This window comes from Fictibacillus arsenicus (assembly GCF_001999465.1).
Lineage (GTDB): Bacteria > Bacillota > Bacilli > Bacillales > Fictibacillaceae > Fictibacillus > Fictibacillus arsenicus.
Window position 1 is genome coordinate 1,155,953 of sequence record NZ_MQMF01000002.1, and the last position, 20,214, is coordinate 1,176,166.

16 protein-coding genes are annotated in these 20,214 nt (G+C 41.4%); 1 reads left to right on the forward strand and 15 read right to left on the reverse strand.

Annotated features, from left to right (window positions below):
- Positions 1-22 precede the first annotated feature (22 nt).
- The 9 genes from paaA to UN64_RS13155 all read right to left on the reverse strand — a co-directional run bounded on the left by paaA (position 23) and on the right by UN64_RS13155 (position 10,185).
- Entirely contained in the window at positions 23-988 is a 966-nt protein-coding gene (gene paaA, locus UN64_RS13115) for a 1,2-phenylacetyl-CoA epoxidase subunit PaaA (RefSeq protein WP_077363380.1), read from the reverse strand.
- A gap of 70 nt (positions 989-1,058) precedes the next feature.
- Positions 1,059-2,387 (reverse strand): phenylacetate--CoA ligase family protein, encoded by a 1,329-nt coding sequence (locus UN64_RS13120; RefSeq protein WP_077363382.1) that lies wholly within the window; start codon positions 2,385-2,387, stop codon positions 1,059-1,061.
- Positions 2,388-2,920: 533 nt separating this feature from the next.
- Positions 2,921-3,910 carry a lipoate--protein ligase gene (gene lplA, locus UN64_RS13125; protein WP_077363384.1) on the reverse strand — a complete coding sequence of 330 codons (990 nt, stop codon included), beginning with the start codon at positions 3,908-3,910 and terminating at the stop codon, positions 2,921-2,923.
- 27 nt (positions 3,911-3,937) lie between these two features.
- Positions 3,938-4,672 carry an MBL fold metallo-hydrolase gene (locus UN64_RS13130; protein WP_077363386.1) on the reverse strand — a complete coding sequence of 245 codons (735 nt, stop codon included), beginning with the start codon at positions 4,670-4,672 and terminating at the stop codon, positions 3,938-3,940.
- Positions 4,673-5,070: 398 nt separating this feature from the next.
- Positions 5,071-5,433: a YmaF family protein gene (locus UN64_RS13135; protein WP_306460366.1), complete on the reverse strand. Its 363-nt coding sequence runs from the start codon at positions 5,431-5,433 to the stop codon at positions 5,071-5,073.
- A 76-nt stretch (positions 5,434-5,509) separates the two neighbouring features.
- Positions 5,510-6,337, reverse strand: coding sequence for a carbohydrate ABC transporter permease (locus UN64_RS13140; RefSeq protein WP_077363390.1), 828 nt, complete (start codon positions 6,335-6,337; stop codon positions 5,510-5,512).
- 30 nt (positions 6,338-6,367) lie between these two features.
- Positions 6,368-7,696, reverse strand: coding sequence for a carbohydrate ABC transporter permease (locus UN64_RS13145; RefSeq protein WP_077363793.1), 1,329 nt, complete (start codon positions 7,694-7,696; stop codon positions 6,368-6,370).
- 155 nt (positions 7,697-7,851) lie between these two features.
- Positions 7,852-9,153 (reverse strand): ABC transporter substrate-binding protein, encoded by a 1,302-nt coding sequence (locus UN64_RS13150; RefSeq protein ID WP_077363392.1) that lies wholly within the window; start codon positions 9,151-9,153, stop codon positions 7,852-7,854.
- Between the two features lie 45 nt (positions 9,154-9,198).
- Positions 9,199-10,185 (reverse strand): LacI family DNA-binding transcriptional regulator, encoded by a 987-nt coding sequence (locus tag UN64_RS13155; RefSeq protein WP_077363394.1) that lies wholly within the window; start codon positions 10,183-10,185, stop codon positions 9,199-9,201.
- A 207-nt stretch (positions 10,186-10,392) separates the two neighbouring features.
- Here UN64_RS13155 and UN64_RS13160 point away from each other — a divergent pair, with 207 nt between their 5' ends.
- Positions 10,393-11,115, forward strand: a complete 723-nt coding sequence (locus tag UN64_RS13160) for an amino acid ABC transporter ATP-binding protein (RefSeq protein ID WP_077363396.1) — start codon at positions 10,393-10,395, stop codon at positions 11,113-11,115.
- 114 nt (positions 11,116-11,229) lie between these two features.
- On the opposite strand, the gene UN64_RS13165 is transcribed toward UN64_RS13160, so the two are convergent.
- The 6 genes from UN64_RS13165 to hemY form a co-directional block, all read right to left on the reverse strand.
- Positions 11,230-12,774, reverse strand: coding sequence for a glycine betaine ABC transporter substrate-binding protein (locus UN64_RS13165; RefSeq protein WP_077363398.1), 1,545 nt, complete (start codon positions 12,772-12,774; stop codon positions 11,230-11,232).
- Entirely contained in the window at positions 12,767-13,918 is a 1,152-nt protein-coding gene (locus tag UN64_RS13170; RefSeq protein ID WP_077363400.1) for an ABC transporter ATP-binding protein, read from the reverse strand. Before UN64_RS13170 ends, UN64_RS13165 begins: the two co-directional genes overlap by 8 nt.
- A 325-nt stretch (positions 13,919-14,243) precedes the next feature.
- Positions 14,244-16,409 carry a YhgE/Pip domain-containing protein gene (locus tag UN64_RS13175; RefSeq protein ID WP_171978898.1) on the reverse strand — a complete coding sequence of 722 codons (2,166 nt, stop codon included), beginning with the start codon at positions 16,407-16,409 and terminating at the stop codon, positions 14,244-14,246.
- A 443-nt stretch (positions 16,410-16,852) separates the two neighbouring features.
- The gene (locus UN64_RS13180; RefSeq protein ID WP_077363405.1) at positions 16,853-17,422 is read right to left on the reverse strand and encodes a TetR/AcrR family transcriptional regulator; all 570 of its coding nucleotides are present in this window, start codon (positions 17,420-17,422) and stop codon (positions 16,853-16,855) included.
- Positions 17,422-18,699 (reverse strand): ATP-binding protein, encoded by a 1,278-nt coding sequence (locus UN64_RS13185; protein ID WP_077363407.1) that lies wholly within the window; start codon positions 18,697-18,699, stop codon positions 17,422-17,424. The genes UN64_RS13180 and UN64_RS13185 overlap by 1 nt, the downstream gene beginning before the upstream one ends.
- 106 nt (positions 18,700-18,805) lie before the next feature.
- Positions 18,806-20,212 carry a protoporphyrinogen oxidase gene (hemY, locus tag UN64_RS13190; RefSeq protein WP_077363409.1) on the reverse strand — a complete coding sequence of 469 codons (1,407 nt, stop codon included), beginning with the start codon at positions 20,210-20,212 and terminating at the stop codon, positions 18,806-18,808.
- Positions 20,213-20,214: the final 2 nt, after the last annotated feature.

Genomic DNA, 20,214 nt, shown 5'->3' on the forward strand with positions numbered 1-20,214 from the left:
TGGTTCTCTCTCCCTTCCGCTGTTAGATCGCTTTTTTAGCAGCCAATGCCTCACGTACCCACTCGTTATTTTTGTATGAGCGGCGGCGAAGGTCTAAGCGATTTTGAGATTGTGGTCCGTTTCCGGAAACGATCTGCTTGAACTTGCTCCAATCTGCATCCTTATAGATCCACATTTGAGTTTCTTCATCAAAACGGATCGTATCATCCGGAATCGTCAGGCCGAGCGACCAAATTCGCGGAATGTATTTTGTAAAGAATTCCTGTCTTAAATCTTCATTCGTTTTTGTACGGATTTTGTACATGATGTTCTTATCCGCATTCGAGTTACCCGTTTCTTTAGCCGATTTCGGTCCGAAGAACATGATAAGTGACTCCCACCAGCGGTTTAGAGCGTCCTGCAGCATCTGGCGCTGTTCAGGCGAACCTTCTGCCATCGCTAAAATAATACTCTCTCCATGCTGTGCATGGAAAACTTCTTCTGCACAAATACGCTTTAGCGCCCGAGCGTACGGACCATATGAAGAATCAAGCATCATACTTTGAGAGATGATTGCTGCTCCATCTACGAGCCAAGCAATAATACCAGCGTCCCCCCAAGTTGGAGCATCCATATGAAAAACGTTATGGAACTTCAGTTTCCCTGAAAAAAGGTCTTCCATGATATCATGGCGCGTCTTTCCAAGCGGTGCCATCAAGTCTTCTGCTACACGAAGCAGCAATTGTCCGTGACCCATTTCGTCCTGTACCTTAGCCATGATTGCAAGCTTGCGATGCAAAGAAGGTGCTTTAGGTACCCACTCTTTCTCTGGAAGCGCTCCCATAATTTCCGAAATGCCATGCATGGAAATCAAACGAATCAGCTGCAAACGATAATCATCCGGCATCCAGTCATCGGGTTCAATCTTTTCGCCAGCATTGATTCGATCTAAAAAATGCTGCATTTTTTCTTCTTCACTAAGTTGATTAAAGCTCACACCAAGTGTCATGCTATTCCCTCCTGTTGTATTACGTTTTATTACCGTAATTATAAGATAACGTCATACTTTTAAACAATGGTTAAACACCCATTTTTTTCTGAGCGTGCCTCACAACTCTGATTGCTTTCCCTTCAGAACGCGGAATGGTTTTTGGCGGAAACACTTTTATCTTCAGCGTTACAAGGCAAGTGTCTTTGATTTTCTTGGTGATGGTTTGTTTAAGCAGCTCTGTCGCTGCATGTGCTTCATCACCATTCGTTGTCTCATAAAGTTTTTCACTCATCTCAACATGAAGCTCAATATGCTCCCTGAATCCTTCTGTCTCTATATGCACCTGGTAATGAGGGACGATATCCTCATTGGCAAACAGGCAATTTTCAATTTCTGATGGGAAAACGTTAACTCCTCTGACAATGATCATATCGTCGATTCGTCCCTTCACCCTGCTCATCCGGACCGAAGTCCTGCCACAGCTGCATGGTGTACGGTCAAGTGCAGCGATATCTCCCGTACGATAGCGGATAATCGGGAACGCCTCCTTCGTTAAACTTGTAAAAACAAGCTCTCCATACTCCCCGTCCGGCACTGGTTCGAGCGTATCCGGATTAATAATTTCAGCTATAAAGTGGTCATCCATAATATGCAAACCGTTCTGTGCTTCGTGACATTCCATCGCTACACCAGGCCCCATTACTTCACTCAGCCCGTAAATATCCATAGCTTTGATTGCGAGTTTCTCTTCAAGTGTAGCCCGCATCTCTTCCGACCAAGGCTCTGCACCAAAGATACCGTATTGAAGCGAAGTAGCTCTTGGATCTATCCCGAGCTCTTCCATCTTTTCAGCAATAGTTAAGATGTAAGATGGAGTGCCGCAAATGACTTGCGGTTTAAAATCTTCAATAAGGAGGATTTGACGCTCTGTGTTTCCTCCTGATACAGGAACCGTCACCATACCGAGCCGTTCTGATCCGTTATGAAGACCTAGCCCGCCAGTAAAAAGACCATAACCGTAAGCGTTGTGCAAGACGTTGCCCGGCTCACCGCCTGCTATTGCGATTGATCGTGCTACCATGTCACTCCATCTTTCAATGTCACCTTCTGTGTAACCGACAACAGTAGGTTTTCCGCTTGTTCCAGAGGATGCGTGAAGCCGTACAAGATGGTCTTGCGGAACCGCAAAAAGGCCGAATGGATAATGATCACGCAAATCCTTTTTCACTGTAAACGGCAGTTTTTGCAAATCGTCTAGTGAGTGGATGGAGGATGGATGAATTTCTTTTTCGTCAAATGCTTTTTTGTAAAAAGGCACATTCTCGTAAACTGCATGTACTGTCTGCTTTAAACGATGAAGCTGGAGCTTTTCTTTCTCATCACCATTCATGCACTCCACTTTAGGATGAAGAATCATTTATCGTTCATCTCCTTTTAGGGTTATGTAAGCGATTACATTTGCGAATAAAAAAATATGACGTTTTTATAGCGTTATTGAATAATAGTGTAATGTAAATTTATTTTAAGCTTATCATTTATATTAATTTTCTGTCAAATGGTTTTGAGTGTTGAAGCAGGTTGTTATTAGGCTGGCAGCATAGCTTTTTACGGTACGTGTTCTTTTATTTATTACAAGTTCGCCTTATAGAAGCTCCGTTTCACCGCGAAAGAATTATCTTCCACCAATACATAGCTCCATTTCACCCTTTGAACTGTCATTTACACCCAATCACACCTTACTTTCGCCCGCTTGAACAAATACAGCTCATTATGTCTATTAGTTTTTTGCTTCACCGAACAAATACTAAAGCTGACCGAACAAAAATCGGCTATGACCGTACAAAAAAAGTTGTTCACCGTATAAAACGGTTTTCCCCATTTCTTCCAATCACGAAATTCTCTCCATACAAAAAACCGCCCTCAAAAAGGCGGTTTTCACAATATTATCTATTAATATAGAAGATCTAGAAATTCCTGACGTGAAACATTACCAAAATAGTGCTTCAGATCGATATCTTCCAGCACTTTTTCAATTTCTTCGCGATCATAGCGTATACCGTTCAGCTTATTCTCAATATCTGATACATCTCCTACACCGAAGAAGTCCCCAAAAATCTTACTTTCCTGGATAATTCCTTTTACGATGTGAAGACGGATATCAATAGAGCCTGCTGCAAAACGATTAGATAATTCAACGTTAAACTTCGGCGACTTCCCGTAGTTCCAATCCCAGTTTGCGTAACGCTCTCTGGAAATTTTACGAATCTCAGTCCAGTCATTTTCCGTTAATTCGTATTTTGGAACGGAATCAAACTCTTCGAACAAGTAAGTAAGAAGTGTTTCTTTAAATTCTTCCATCGTCATGTCTTCGTCCAAGTGCTCACGAATATTCGTAACACGGCTGCGGATTGACTTGATGCCTTTTGATTCGATTTTGTCCATACGTACGTTTAGTGCCGATACTACATTTTCAATCTCAGAATCAAACAATAACGTCCCGTGGCTGAACATGCGCCCTTTTGTTGAAAACTGCGCATTGCCCGAAATCTTCTTGCCGTCAGCTAAGATATCGTTGCGTCCGCTCAACTCAGCGTTCACACCAAGTTTTTTCAACGCTTTTACTACTGGATCAGTGAACTTCTTAAAATCATGAAAAGAGTTCCCATCATCCTTTGTGATAAAGCTGAAGTTTAAATTTCCAAGATCATGATAAACAGCTCCGCCACCTGATAAACGGCGAACTACATGAATCCCCTGATCGCGCACATACTCTGCGTTGATCTCTTCAACCGTATTCTGGTTCTTGCCGATGATAATGGATGGTTCATTTATATAAAAAAGCAAATACGTTTCATTGATGTCCAAATGCTTCAAAGCGAATTCTTCAATCGCCAAATTCACTCTTGGGTCTGTAATATTTTCATTATCAATAAAAAGCATAGTTTTCTCCTCTTTCAGTCCCTATCTTTAAGCTCCCCACGTCCATCCGGATGAGGCAAGCTCCACTTTATTGTTATACACCTCTTTTGCCTCTGTGACAAGCTGTGATAACTGACCAAAATGAGGAAGATGTGTGAGCAGCAGCTTCTGGACTTCTGCTTGCTGTGCAAGCTTACCGCAATCTTCAGAAGTCATGTGGCCAGGACCGCTTCCATCCATTCCCTTATAAAAGTTGCATTCAGCTATAAGAAGATCCACATTTTGACTGAAAGGTATCAATTCCGGAATTAGCGCAGTGTCCGCCGTATAGACAATCGTATCCTTCCCATCCGTTATACGCATCGCATAACAAACGGCTGCATGCTTTGTCAGCTGAAACGTAATCGTAAACGGACCAACTTTTAATTCACCGGAAGGATCATATGCTATTCCTTTTGTATGCTGAAGATGAGTGAGTGACATTAAACCAGCCTCATCTTTGTTATGGCCATAGATTGGCAGCGTCTGCATCCCTTCCTGCAAAAATGACTGAATAAGACGTGCATATTGAAGCACTCCAATATCCGCCACATGATCAGCATGGTAATGAGATATAACGACTGCATCCAGCTCTTCTGGTTTTATGTATTTTTGCAGCTGGGCAAGGACGCCGCTTCCGCAATCTATAAGCAGATTAAAGCTATCGCTTTGTAAAAGATATCCGGATGTCGCTTCCCCAGCGCCAGGATATCCGCCCCAGTAGCCTAAAACAGTAAGTTTCATGATAATATTCCTCCGATTTTATTTGGTTACCTTCAGAGTATCAGAATCAAGTTTAGTCTTCCATTTTCCCAAATAAAAAACACCGAAAAAATCGGTGTTTTATACGCTCTTTTCTAAAAAATCGTTACAACTGAGAGGTTTTTAAATTCTTCATTGTTAATTGGAGCGAAAGGATGAGACTCCTCGAAAATGAAGATCACATTTTCTTCGTGCGATATATCGCTGCCGGAGCCTTCCTTGTCCTACAGGATTAGTGGGACAGGTGAGACCACTCAATGTCGCCAGGCGACGAGGGGGCTCACCGCACACCCTGCGGAAAGCGAGTTCTGTAGCGGAAATTAACCTCTTACAAAAGCTACTAAGTTTACGAGTACAGCCTTTTAAAAAATATCTAATTATCAACCAGAAACATTTTTCCCTGTCCAGCCTGTGTACTGATGCGTGTGACCGTCATTAAACGTAGTTGTCCCGCTTATCATATGATAATGTGTTCCGTCCGCTGAATAAATTGGAGGTCCAGTCGTTCCTGAGAAGCGATGAACATGACCATCGTCAAAAGTTGTAGTTCCCTGGTAAGTATGAACATGCCCCATCGTGTTATTTGCTTGGCTGGTAACGCCTTGAACAGTATGTGAATGTCCGTCATTAACTGTAGTTTGGGTAGAGTATTGATGGACGTGAACATTTCTGCCCTTCCAATTAATATAAGAAACATCATGACCGTGCACTTTCTCTCCTCCTTCCAGACATATCATCTTCATATCTCTATGTTTGTTATTAGAAAAAATAACAAAAACCCCACAGCAATAGTTAGCTGTAGGGTTTCTGTTCCAAATGCTATTCTTTTACCGCACCTGAAGTCAGTCCAGATACAATCTTACGCTGGAACGCTAAAACCATAATTACGAGTGGAACCGTTACGATAACGGTAGCTGCTGTAACCTCGCCCCACGGAATCGTGAACTGACCTTCAAACATCGCGATACCGACCGGTACGGTTTTGTAAGCATCATCCGTGTTGATCGTTAACGCAAACAGGAATTCGTTCCATGCTGAGATGAACACAAGAATCGCTGTTGTGAATATCCCTGGAATCGCCAGCGGCAGGATAACTCTCCAGTACGTTTGCATCAGTGATGCCCCGTCCATTTTCGCCGCTTCCTCAAGATCAAACGGAATCTTACGGAAGAACGTTACCAATAACCAGATCGAAAGCGGCAGTGTAAACGTCGTATAAGGAATGATCAAACCAAGATAGCTGTTCGTCAAACCAAGGTTTTTCAGGACGATATAGATCGGTGAAATTGTTGCGATCTGAGGAAACATCGAAACCGAAAGCACTAATCCTAAAATAAATGTTTTCCCTTTAAACTTTAAGCGTGCGATCGCATACGCTGCAAAACTCGCAACAAGAACGGCATAGACTGTTGTAATTGTTGAAACGACCAAGCTGTTCCACAGATATTTTAAGAAAGGATAATTCACAAATACAGATTCGTAATTTTCAAGTGTCATATTATCTGTAAACGGTATGAACGCGCGATCGCCAAACAACTCGGCAACCGGTTTAATCGAACTTGCCAGTACCCATAAAAACGGAAACATGACAAGGAAGACAAACAATGCTAGAAATACATAAAACATTGGACCCGCTTTTTTGTTCATTTCCTATTCACTCCTTTTTAGTTTCCGTTTTTACTTATCATTTAAAAGATCACGGCCTAAGAATTTAATGTAGATCATTGATATAATCGCTACACAGATAAACACAATGACGGACAACGCCGAACCCTCACCGAAATTGGTTTGTGCAAACATAACTTTATAAGCTAATATGGAGATCGTTTCCGTAGAGTTGGCTGGACCTCCGCCTGTTAATACGTAGATTAAATCAAACACCCGGAACGCATCCAGTGTACGGAACAATAAAGCAACAAGAATGCTAGATTTTAATAACGGCAATGTGATCTTTAAGAATTGTTTCCACTTACTCGCTCCATCGATTGCTGCTGCTTCATACAAAGAACTCGGAATCGTCTGTAATCCAGCAAGTAATAGCAACGCCATATAAGGTGTCGTTTTCCATACATCCGCAAAAATTACCGAGAACATGGCACCATTGCTGCTTGTTAATAGATCTGTCATTCGGTCAAAAAGACCAATACTCTCAAAAGCCTTCGCTACAATACCGTTTTGCCCATCATATAAGTACTTCCACATGAACGCCGAAACAGCGGTCGGAATAGCCCAAGGAATTAGTATTGTTGCACGGACAAGCCCTCTTCCGAAGAACGCCTTGTTAATCAGGATCGCGATCGCGAGACCAATCACAAGCTCGATGAAAACAGAGATAACGGTAAAGACGGTAGTATTTGAGATTGCTTTCCACATACGTCCATCAGATAAATTTTCTTTATAGTGTTTCAGTCCGATAAAATTCGGAGTGATGACAGAATCACTTAACGATGAGGATAATCCAATCGCATCATCGGGATTTTTCAGTTCGCCTTTCAACTCCCGAACACGATCTGTTGTTTCATCTACTGTCTTTTCAAGATCAAGAGCAATATCTTTGTCCAGCTCAGCAACAGCAAGATCCTCACTGACAGGCTTCATGACCATCAGCTTCTCATCAACCTGCTCGTATTTTTCTTTCAGTTCGCTGTCTTTTTGTAACTCTGAATCTATTTTTTCAAGATCAGCCTGAATCGCCTCAAGCTCCTCTTTCGTTTTCCCTGAAGCTTCTCCAATTTCTTCATCCAGTGTATTCATTAAAAAAGGATAGTTGTCCAAATAAGTATGGAGGTTCACACTGTATGAAGTATGAGCTTCTGATTTACCTGGATTGTTCAGTCTCAAGTCAAACATGCTGTAATAAAAAGATTGGAAAACCGGCCAAATCGCAATAACAAAAATAAGAATCATGGCAGGTGCAATGAGGAAATAGCCTAGCGAACGTTCAGACAGTTTCTTTTTATTCTTCGTTTTCGTCTTAGCCTCAATAGGTTTTGAATTATTAGGCATCAAATTAGGTTTCAAAAGGGTCAGCTCCTTGCTTTTCGAATGCAATCGACGGACGGGCGCTGTAACGTCCATCCATTTCACTCTTATGGAATCGATACCAGATATTGAGAAAAGGGTGCCTTCTATGCAGAAGGCTGACCCCTATTTCTCAAAAATTACTTCTCAAGCTTTTCTGAAATTTCTTTTTGCATATTCTTTGCAGCTTCTTCAGGTGTTACCTTTTTAGCGATAGCTTGAGATACCTGAACTTGAATGATGTCAGAGATCTCTGGGTAGTTCGGTGCTACAGGACGAGAAACAGCCGCTTCAAGAGCTTTTACAAATCCTTCATCTTTGTAGTAAGGGTTTGCTTTCAGAATTTCTTCATCTTCATAAAGAGAAAGAATTGTTGGAGCATGTCCGCCTTTGATCGCGTCGATCTTCTGTCCTTCTTCACCTGCCATAAAGCTTAAGAACTTCCATGCTTCTTCAGGATGCTTCGTGTTCTTGTTGATACCAGCCATCCATCCTCCAAGTGTTGCTGCAGAACCTGCATCACCAGCCGGAAGTGGAGCTGCTGCTACTTTACCAACGATTTTAGATTGCTTCTCATCGTTTGCCAGCGCATATTGATATGGCCAGTTACGGATCAGACCAGCTTGTCCGTTGATGAACGCTGTATGAGATTCAGGCTCAGCAAATGTTGTGATGTTTTGCGGCACAACGTCAGAGTTTACGATTTCAACTAGCTTAGAGATCCCTTTAATAGCTTCAGGAGAATCTACTTTTACTTCTCCATTTTCGTCGATGATCTCACCGCCATAAGAAGCGATAAATTCAACAGCGTTACATACAAGACCTTCATATTGCTTAGCTTGCATTAAGTATCCAAATTGTGTTCCGCCTTGACCTTTTGTTTCTTTCGCCTTCGCTAAAAGCTCATCCCACGTTTTTGGAACTTCACCTTCAGGAACTAAGTCAGTACGGTAGAACAGCATTCCAGCATCGATGAACTTAGGAAGTGCCCATTGCTTGCCTTTGAACTTGGCAGCACTGATTGCGCCTTCGTTATAAGCGCCAATATCAACACCATCTTTTTCGATAAAACGATCAAGCGGCATCAAGAATCCTGCTTGCGCAAATTCAGCCGGCCAGATAACATCCAGATCAATAACATCGATCTCATCTGAATTTGCGTTAAAAGCTGTTACATAAGCGTCATGCTGTTTTCCTGTATCAGCTGGCATCTCTTTAAATACTACGTCAATGTTAGGGTATTTTTTTTCAAAAGCCTCCACCATTGCTGTAGTCCCTTGTGTATCATCCTTACCACGCGCATAAACGATTTTTACTTTTTCATCTTTATCCCCGCCGCCAGAATTGCTGCTGCCTTCCTCTTTGTCTGAGCAAGCTGCAAGCACAAGTGAAAGCGCAAGCGAAGTCGAAATCACTTTTGAAATCTTCTTAAGCTTTTTCATAGTTTTATCCCCCTACTCTCCTGTTTTGTAAACGATTTCATTTTGTTATGTGGAAGAACGCTGAATCAGGTTCAAAGGCAAAATGACTTCTTTTCTAACAGGTGTCCTCTTTGATTTAATTGATTCAATCATTAATTCCATCGCCTGCCGGGCAATCGTCTCAATCGGCTGTTCGACAGTAGTCAATTCCATCAGTTCGGCTAGAGGCTGATTATCAAATCCAATGACGGCAAGGTGTTCAGGTACCTTCCACCCAGCATCTGATGCAGCCTTAACAATTCCTGCAGCTACCTCATCACTTCCTGTAAAAAGGGCTTGTGGCCGATCTGAAAGTTTCTTCAGATTCTCAAACGTTCTTTTACCGTCTTGCACACTGTAAGCACCACCGAAATACCATTCATCCTTCATCTGAAGTCCCGCTTCATTCAATGCCTTTAAAAATCCGACCCTTCTGTCATGCGCAACTCTCGAACTTTTATGATCTCCCGTACAATACCCAAGCTTAGTATATCCCTGTTCGATCAAATGCTTCGTTCCTATGTAGCCGCCTTCGATCTGGTCTAAAAAAACAAGGGGAACTTGTGCTGAGTCAGAGTATTCGTTGCATACAACAATAGGACCGTAAGCCAAATAAGGTTCAATCTCACTCCAGTCATTTTCGATTGACGTCAAAATCAAACCATCTACCTGCTTTGTTTTTAAAAGCTCCAAGAAGTTGCGCTCTTGTTCCTTTTTATAGCGTGTCTGGCACAAAATCAGCTGGTAGCCTTTTTTGGCAGCTTCTTTTTCCATCACTTCAACTAAATGACTGAAAAAGGGATTCGTGATACGCGGAACATAGACGGCAATTGTTTCTGTTTGCTGTCTTCGCAATCTTCTTGCTGATGAATTCGGAACATAGTTGAGTTCTTGCATAGCATTTGACACAAGCCGCTTTTTTTCTTCTGTTACATATGGATGTTCGTTGATCACCCTTGAAACAGTCGTGCGGGACAGCCCTGCCAATTTCGCCACATCTTGAATGGTTGCCATCAGATTCTCCTCTTTAAAAACTTTCTGGAATCGAAATCATGAAATCGTTTTCATATTCAGAGTATAGTTCAACTTTCAACTGCAGGTCAATGCCTTTTTTCAGAAAGTTTTGCAATTAAAGATTTGAATTAAAGCAGGACTTTATTAGAAACAAACGAACTTATGATAAAATACATAAACGAGTTGTTACATGAAAGGAGCCGGACAATGATTAAAGTAAAAAATTTAAAAAAGTCCTTCGGCGATCTCGAAGTTCTCAAGGACATCAACGCTGAAATAAAACCACAAGAAGTAGTATGTGTGATCGGTCCCTCTGGCTCAGGAAAAAGTACGTTTCTCCGCTGCATTAATAAACTGGAGGAAATCACAGGCGGTCAAGTTTTAGTAGATGGAACAGATATCACTGATCCCAAAACAAATATTAATAAGATCCGGGAAGATGTTGGCATGGTATTTCAGCAGTTCAACCTCTTTCCGCATAAAACAGTACTCGAAAACGTTACACTTGCTCCATTAAAAGTAAGGAATGCAAACAAAGAAGAAGTTAGGGACAAGGCATTGAAACTTCTAGCAAAGGTAGGGTTGCAGGATAAAGCGAACGCTTACCCTTCTCAACTAAGCGGAGGGCAAAAACAGCGTGTTGCGATTGCCCGCGCACTTGCAATGGACCCGAAAATCATGCTTTTTGATGAACCTACTTCCGCACTTGACCCAGAAATGGTCGGGGAAGTGTTAGAAGTAATGAAGGATCTCGCACGAGAAGGAATGACGATGGTCGTTGTAACTCACGAAATGGGCTTTGCGCGTGAAGTTGGCGACCGGGTGATCTTCATGGATGGCGGGTACATCGTTGAGGAAAATGTACCTTCAGAGCTGTTTGGAGACCCTAAACATGAACGGACAAAGCTGTTTTTAAGTAAAGTGTTATAAAGCGTAATAAAGCTAGCGATTCCAAGGGTGGATCCGCTAACTTTTCTTTATTAATTAATTAAAATCAGACTCAATAAAAAAAACTGGACCCACTACAGAGTCCAGTTTCTCACATTATTTGATCAATCCTTTGCTCTCCAAGAAATCTTTAGCTACTTGGCGCGGATCTTCTTTATCTAAGTCAACCTTCGCGTTCATCTCAGCCATTTCTTCCTCAGTAATCTTTCCTTCAAGTTCATTCAGTACGCCTTCAAGCTCCGGATATTCTTTTAACGTTTCTTCCCTTACGATTGGAGCAGCAAAATAAGGCGGGAAGAACTTTTTGTCATCTTTTAATGTCTCTAAATTAAAGCGGACAATCCTGCCATCAGTTGTAAACGCTGGAACAGCGTCTACTTTTCTTTCTTTAACTGCCGTGTACATTAAATTCGGATCGAGGCTTCTTTTCACTTTAAAGTTTAAGTTATATGTTTTGACGAACGGTTCGTACCCGTCTTCACGTTCAAAAAACTCTGTAGGTCCGCCAAACGAAACTTCATCTGAAATCGGCGCTAATTCTGAGATCGTCTTTACATTTAGTTGTTTTGCTTTGTCAGGATTTAAAGCTAATGCATACGTGTTCTCAAATCCTAATGGCTTCGTCCACTTCAGGTTGTATTTTTCTTCATAGCCTTTTTTAACCGTGTCGTAAATTTCTTCAGGAGTCATTCCTGGATCATACTTCTCTTTTAAAATAGTTAAATATCCTGTTCCGGTATATTCAACATACATATCAATGTCGCCTTTTTTGATTGCCTCAGTTAAGATCGGCGTCTCCCCAATCGCTTCTTTAACAACAACGGGATAATCCGTCTTATCTTTTACATATTCAGAAATGATGTAAGGAAGTATATATTGCTCTGTCCATTTCTTCCCTGTAATCACGATGGCATCTTCGTCTCCGCCTCCGCGCAAGGCAAAGAATAGAACGAGAGCCGCAATTGGAATACCTATAAATAGCGGAAGTTTCCATGAACTGCGCTTATTTGCTGATGTTTTTGGCTCAGTAGCCATTTCAATTCTGCGTAATATAAAATCAAAAAGGATAGCTAATAATGCAGCCGGAATAGCTCCTGCTAATACCAGTTCGTTACGTGTTGTTGATAGACCGCGGTAGATTAGATCCCCAAGTCCGCCTGCACCGATAAATGCAGCTAACGTAGCCACACCAATGGTAAGCACTGTTGCGGTTCTAAGACCTGCCATGATAATAGGCAGTGCTAATGGCAGTTCGATCATTCTTAAAATTTGAGAATTGGTCATTCCCATACCTTTTCCTGCCTCAACAACTGAATTGTCTACTCCCGTAATACCTGTGTAAGTATTGCGTAAAATCGGCAATAGAGCGTAAACAGTAAGTGCGATGATAGCCGTCGTGCTTCCAATCCCAAAGACAGGCAGCAAGAAGCCAAACAAGGCTAAACTCGGTATCGTTTGAAAAACAGCAGTGACCCCAATGATTGGTTCTGCCACTCGTTTTTGTCTAGAAATAAAAATCCCAAGCGGAATGGCAATGACGGTAGCAATTAGTATTGAAACAAGAGATAAGAATAAATGCTGCTGCAATCCTACTAAAATTTCTGGCCAGCGGTTAACTAAAGTATCAATTAAATTATTCATCACCTTTACCTCCTTCAAGAGGTTTTTGTGCGGTGATGTTTAATCCAGCAAGTCCCCTCATCATTGTCGCACGCGTTATGATTCCAAAAAGTTTCCCATCTTCAAGTACAGGAATCATATTTACATGATTAGTCGCAAAGATTTCTGCCACTTCTGTATACGATGCATCTGGAGTCACTGTGGCAATTTCTTTTTCCATTAGATCTCCGACTGTTTTATCTTCCTCTGCATAATGTCTTTCAATGATTTCAAGTGTAGTAATACCAAGCAGCTTATTTTGCTGATCAGTTATTAGGAGGCTGTCTACCCCATAACGTTTCATCATTTTTAAAGCTTCAGCAAGTCCTCTTGAATGTTTAGAAGTTATAGGATTCCTTCTCATCAGATCAACAGCTTCAGGCATAGCAGCCTCAGATGAGAGTCTGTTCTCGCCAATAAAACCTTTAACAAAATCATTCGCTGGATGACGAAGAATTCGTTCAGGCGTATCGAATTGAATGATTTCTCCTTTATCTAAAATCGCGATCCGATCCGCAATCTTAATCGCTTCATCCATATCATGCGTTACAAATACGATCGTTTTCTTAATCGTATCCTGCAATTTAACAAGTTCATCCTGAAGCTGTTCTCGGCTGATAGGATCTAGTGCAGAGAAAGGTTCATCCATCAAGATGATAGGAGGTTCAGCCGCTAAGGCACGGATAACTCCTATACGCTGTTGCTGACCGCCGCTTAGCTCAGAAGGATAGCGTTTTCTGAATGTTTTAGGATCCAACCCTACCAAATTAAGCAATTCATCTACTCTGCCATCGTATTTTTCTTTCTCCCAGCCTTTTAAGCGCGGAACGAGAGAAATGTTGTCTTCAATCGTCATGTGAGGCAGAAGTCCGATCTGCTGAATCACGTATCCGATATTCCTTCTCAGCTCAACGGGGTTTTGTTCTGCAATATCCTCTCCATCAATTAGAATCGTTCCCTTTGATGGTTCTATCAAACGGTTTATCATTCGCATGGTTGTTGTTTTACCACAACCACTAGGCCCGATTAACGCGACTAACTCGCCTTCTTTAACCTGAAAGTCAATGTTCTTCAAAGCCTCAAAACCGTCAGGGAACGTTTTCCCTACGTTTTTGAAAGTAATCAAGTGCGGTTCTCTCCTTTTTACGTAAAATAAGCTGCATCCATTAGAATGTCCAATTATTATCTTTCCCTTGCTAGTTTGCTTAAAAACCACTTTTTTACGGCTGGACGAAAAACTTTGCTGTTATTGGAAGTGGCTCCAGGTTTTACGGTACGTGTTCTTATATTTATTACACGTTCGCTCAAAACTCCTGTTCTTCGCTCAAAATGTCTGAGTTACGCTAAAAAAAGCTCCGGACCGCTCAACTTTTATCACCCTCTCAAACCAAGGTTTTACATCTTCTAAAACTACCTGCATCACATGTATTCGAACAAAAAAACACTTGGATTTACGTCTCCAAGTGTTTTTCGTGCAGATTAAGCTGCAATTTCGTCTGTTTGTCTATTCTTTTTCTAAAATGAGCTGCGAAATATGCCCATGTTCCAATCATACATAGAATCATAAATCCTATTAACACCCATACGTTGAAAGTATAACTATTCATGTCTCCGCTTGAGATTACAGCTTTAAAGCCTGATACAGAGTAAGTCATCGGGAGCCATGTGTTAAAGACCTGCAGTCCTTCTGGGATAAGTTCCAGCGGGAATGTACCTGCACTCGTTGTCAACTGAAGAATCAAAATGATAATCGCAACAAATCGTCCAGGGTCCCCTAAAACTGTTACGAGCAATTGAACAAGCGCTAAAAACGTAAGACTAGTAATTATGCTAAGACCGATGAATGCCGGCAGATTACTTACTTCGATCTTTAAACCGTATAGCAGCACTGCATCAGCGATCAACGCTTGAACAACACCGACTGCAGCTAAGAAGGTAAACTTGCTCGCAAACCATCTAAAACCTGAACGCGGTTCCCCTGCTTTATCACGCAACGGGAACACAATCGACATTAATAATGCACCTACAAATAACCCTAATGATAAGAAATAAGGAGCAAACCCAGTACCGTAGTTTGGAACATCAGAAAAACTCTTTGTTTTTACAGAAACCGGGTTGGCGATCCGTTCAAACATTTCGCTGTCTGGATCAAGCTCTCCTGTTTTGTCAGCGGCTTCACCCAGTTTAGAGGATAATTGCCCGCTTCCTTCAAGCAGCTTTTGTTCTCCGTTATGAATTTCATTTACATGACCTGTTACCTCTTGCCAGCCTGAAGACACGGTTGCCGTTCCATCCGCAAGTTTGCCGCTTGCTGCAAGTAATTGTTGTGAACCAGACGCCGCTTCACCTAGTTTTGACTGGAACGTTTGCGTCCCTGCGTTTACTTTTGCCTGTCCGCTAGCAAGTTGATCTACCCCATCAGCTAGTTTTAGCTGTCCAGCATGCAGCTGTTCGGCCCCTTGTGCCACTGCAGCTTGTGAATCACTTAATTTTTTTGCACCTGCTGATACCTCATTAGCTCCACCTGCAATTTTGCCGGATGCTGCCGTTAATCCATCTAGCCCGTTATTCACACCGCCGCTGATAGCAGAAATCTGTTTTAACGCAGCTGTTATTTCTTCATCAGACATATTGCTCTGATTTTGAATTAAATTGTTGATCTGTTGTTCAACCTGTTTCGAACCTGCAGCAGCTTTTTGAGCTCCTGCGTTCCACTCATTCACAGAACTTGCTACATTGCCAGCACCCATGGACAGCTTTTCAGTACCGTCTTTTAAAGCAAGACTTCCATCCTTTATCTTCTCAGAACCAGCTGTCGCTTGGCTGAGACCGCTTTTTAATGAGTGTGCTCCTGAGTTGAGCTCTCCTGTACCATCCGCTAATTTTTTATGCGCAGCAACCAATTGATCTATGCCGCTGTCAAACTCCGTCATCTTAGAATTGAATAAAGCTGCGCCGCTTTCCAATTCTTTAATCTGAGGAGTTTTTTCAGTCATGCCCGCTGCAAGCTCACCGCTTCCAGTGGACGCTTTTTCTAAACCATCTGTTATTTTACTTGAACCTTCAGCAGCCTGATCAAGCCCGCCCGCAAGCTGCTCAACTTGACCAAACATCACTTCGGCATATGTTTTTGTCAGTTCATTTGATAGGCTTTCTTTCATTTTATCGACCGCGGTACCGCCGATCTGTGCAGCTAGAAAATTAAAACCGGCATTCGGTGTGTAGATGAGTTCCGGCTTTTTATTTTTCTTTCCTGAAATTGATGTAGCTTTCTCGGAAAAGTTCTCGGGAATTTCGATCATCATATAATATTCATTCTCTTCAAGCCCTTGCTCAGCTTCTTTCTCACTGACGAACTTCCACTTAAACTGAGGATTCTCTTTCAGTTTTTTTACAAACTCATCTCCTACATCAAGGGTTTCTCCGTTATATTCATACCCTTCATCCAGGTTAACGACTGCAACCGGCAGATCCTCCATCTTGTCATACGGATCCCAAAAAGCCCATAAGAACATTCCGGTATACAGCACAGGTATAAAAAGAACGGCAAAAACTGGTATCGCAATCTTCTTGTTCGAAAATACCGCTCTAAACTGAGCACCTATACTCTTTAACAATGTTTTCACTCCTTATAAAATACAAATTGACTATTTTAGTCATTTGGTCAATTCACTGCAAAAAAAGAGACCTCGTTCAAGATTTTTTTCTAAAAGCTTTAAAGTTTGTTGCTCATACATTAAATAATGCATCATTGACTAGTTGATTGGAGCGCAAGGTGCGTGCCAACCACCTGAGATTACTTCTCGCAAGGCATGCGACGAGGAAGTACACCTCGTAGAATTTACTTGAAGACGCAAGAGCACAAATGCTTCTTTTAACCTGAGACTCCTATCGGCGCAAAGCGCAGAGGAGGCTCACCGCACGCCCCCCGGAAAGCGAGCATCCTAGAGCGGAAATCAACATCTTCTATTAGCAACATTATCTAGGCTTTTTTCAAAAATGACCAAAATCAAATTCTGGTCACAAATAAATCTATCATGTTTCATTTGCTTCTGCAACATTATTCTTTTCGAAGTCCTTCCATTACGAACATTTCTAGAACTTCAAGCATCTTTTCTTTGTGAATCGCGGGGTTATCCCTTTCCCAATCAAAAATAAGAGCCAGGTACAGTTTGACCATCATGAATGCCACGATATCTGTAGGACAATCTTTGATTTCACCTTTTTCAATCGCTTTATCGAGTTCCCTTTGAACAAAACCGAGTACCGCTTTCTCTATTCTTTGCAGAGCCTCTGTTACAGGGGATGTATTCATTTCTTTTACTTCCTGTGAAAGTTTCACCGCCAATTGATGCGTTTTTCGAAACTCAATAACTTCATACAGAGCATAGTGCAGATTCTCATAAAACGGCCGATTTTCATTAATTGCTTTCGATGCTGCAAACTTTGTTTCTTTTACCAGGTTCGTAATAATCTCAGAAAACAACTCTTCTTTATTTGCGAAAAAAGTATAGATCGTCCCTTTACCGACATTAGCAATTTTCGCGATCTGGTCAACTGTACTCGCCTTATAGCCAAACATTGAAAAGGAACGTTCAGCTGCATCTAATATACTTTGTCTGCGATCCATTACATTACCACCTCTTCTTGCAGCTGATCAGATTTCGTACATAAAGGCAGAGATAAGAGCACTCTAGTCCCTTCGTTCAATTCGCTCTCATACCGAAGTTTTCCGCTCATATCTTTTATAAGCTTAAAGGTTACCATCATACCTAAACCTGTCCCTTTGGCTTTCGTTGTGTAGAAGGGAAGACCAATCTGCTCAAGCTCTTTTTCAGTCATTCCTTTTCCATTATCTTCAATTGCTATGGTTAAATATTTTCTTGTGACTTTATATTTGTAAATATGGATAGTGCCAGCATGATCAATTGCTTCAATACCGTTTTTGATAATGTTGATAAGCCCTTGTTTAAGTTTTTGTTCGTCTGTACAGACCAAGTATGAACCAATTTCTCTTAAAGACACTTCCACATTGTGTATAGATCCATACGGGGCTGTTAATGACACTACATCTTTAAAAATGGTTTCGATATCGATACTTTCCAATTTGGGAATATCAGGTTTCACCATTGATAAGTAATCCGTAATGATTTTATTCGTTCGGTCCAGTTCCTCAATTAATAGCGGAGAGTGTTCTTTCAATTTTTCATCACTTGTTGTACTTCCTAAAAACTGAATCATCCCTCGGATGGTCGTCATCGGATTTCTGACTTCATGCGCGATCGCCGCTGCCATATGGCCAGCAACTGCTAATTTATCCAGATAAACCGTTTCTTTTAATTGCATATTAATCTTAACAAGTCTTTCGATAAGAAAAATACACGAAAAGAAAGCGATAAGAAAACTAGAAAAATAAACAAGATAAAAATCAAGTGTCAAAAATTCCAGAAATGAATGAATGAACAAGATATAAAATAGCGTGTAGATCACAGCAATATAGATCGCTGAAACCCACCTGCGTTTATCTTCGTCAAAGAAGCCTTGATATATTAGAGCAATCACATAAGCTAATAAAGTTAATACGACCCCGAGCCATGCAAAATCCCCGCCCATTCCGCTCCTTACTATGATAACAAATAAAGAACAGATGGCCCCGGGCAGCCAGCCAGCATATAGTGTAACAATCATAATAGGTACATTTCTTAGGTCAAAAAAAGAATCCTTAAGCGTTTCAATAGGGAATAACATACAAACTAAAGCACCGAATCCGCTTATTACTCCAAAGATAACTTTGTTTTTTAAGCTTGGTATTACACCTGGGTGAAGAGGGAAGAACATATTCAAGAGGTGAGTAAAAGAGAAAACGATTGCAATATTAACGAATAATGGTTCAATAAATGCTTGCATAATGCTCCCCCTTCCCTTTTTTTCTTTCTTCAGTATAGCAGAATCATTCTACAAGAAAATAAGAAAAACGACAAACTTATCCGTTTGCCGTTTAACAAATATCATTTTATTTGGTAAAAAGTGATTCTACCGCTTTTTTTGCAGAATTGACACAATCCGGAAGTCCTACTCCGTCATATGGGGCACCTGCAAGAAGTACGCCTGGAAGGTCTTTTTCAAATGACGCTCTAAGCTGCTTCACGTACTCTTTGTGGCCAACTTCATACTGCGGCATTGAATCGATCATACGTGAGACATAATACTTTTCGGGCTGAGTATCTACACCCATAATCTTTTTCAGATCATCCAGTACTTTATTCAATATCACTTCATCTGACTCATGAACGATTCCTTGATCATCAGCCCGGCCTACATAGCATCTTAGAAGCACCTTGCCTTTAGGTGTCGTATGCGGCCACTTGCGGCTTGTCCACGTACATGCTGTGATAGACGTTTTCTCGCTTTTTGCGATAACAAATCCAGTGCCATCTAAAGAAAATGAAACGTCATCTGCATTGAATTCCATCGCAACGGTTGCAACAGAAGTGGGTTTTGTTTTATGAAAATCTGCCGGAAACAGCTTCTCGTTAAATAATTTTTTCGTGATTGCATAAGGTGTGGTTACGATCACGTGGTCAGCAGATAGCATTGACCCATCATCCATTTTAACAGAGTAAGTTCCGTCTTCTGAACGTTCTACAGATTCAGCCTTAACTCCCATTTTCACGCTCTCATCAGGAAGTGATTCAGCCAGAGCGGCAACAAAAGAGGAAAGTCCATTTTTAAATGTTAAAAAGGCACCCTTTTTCTTTTCCGTCTTCTGAGTTTTTACAGGCTTTGGCTTTGAACTCTTCATACCAAGAATTAAGCTTCTATGCTTTCTTTCTGTTTCTATAAATTGAGGAAAAGTAGACTGCAAGCTTAATTGATCGATCTTACCAGCATAGATTCCTGAAAGCAAAGGTTCAATCAGACGGTCTACTACTTCATCACCAAGTCGTCTTCTAAAAAAGTGCCCAACCGATACATCTTTACTAGAATCTGAACGCTTAGGCAGGAAAAGGTCAAAACCTGCTCTCGCTTTTCCGAATATTGTAAAGAGCGGGGTGAACGCAAAAGGCATCACTTTTGTCGGGACACCCATTACAGCTCCCTCCGGTATAGGATGCAATCTCATATTATGCAAAATATAAGCCTGCCCTGTTTCATTGGAAACCAGTTCTTTTTCAAGACCAACCTCTTTAGCTAGATCGGTCATAACCGTTTTTCGAGCCAGATAAGAATCCGGCCCCCGCTCAATTACAAATCCATTTTCCTTAATCGTCTCAATCTTTCCGCCAAGCCTGCTGCTGCTTTCAAGCAATGTAAATGTTACAGGCTTCCCTATTTCTTTTGCATATTTTTGCACATAAAAGGCAGCGGCTAAACCTGTAATGCCGCCGCCCAAAATGATCACGTGCTGTCGCTCGCTCATCT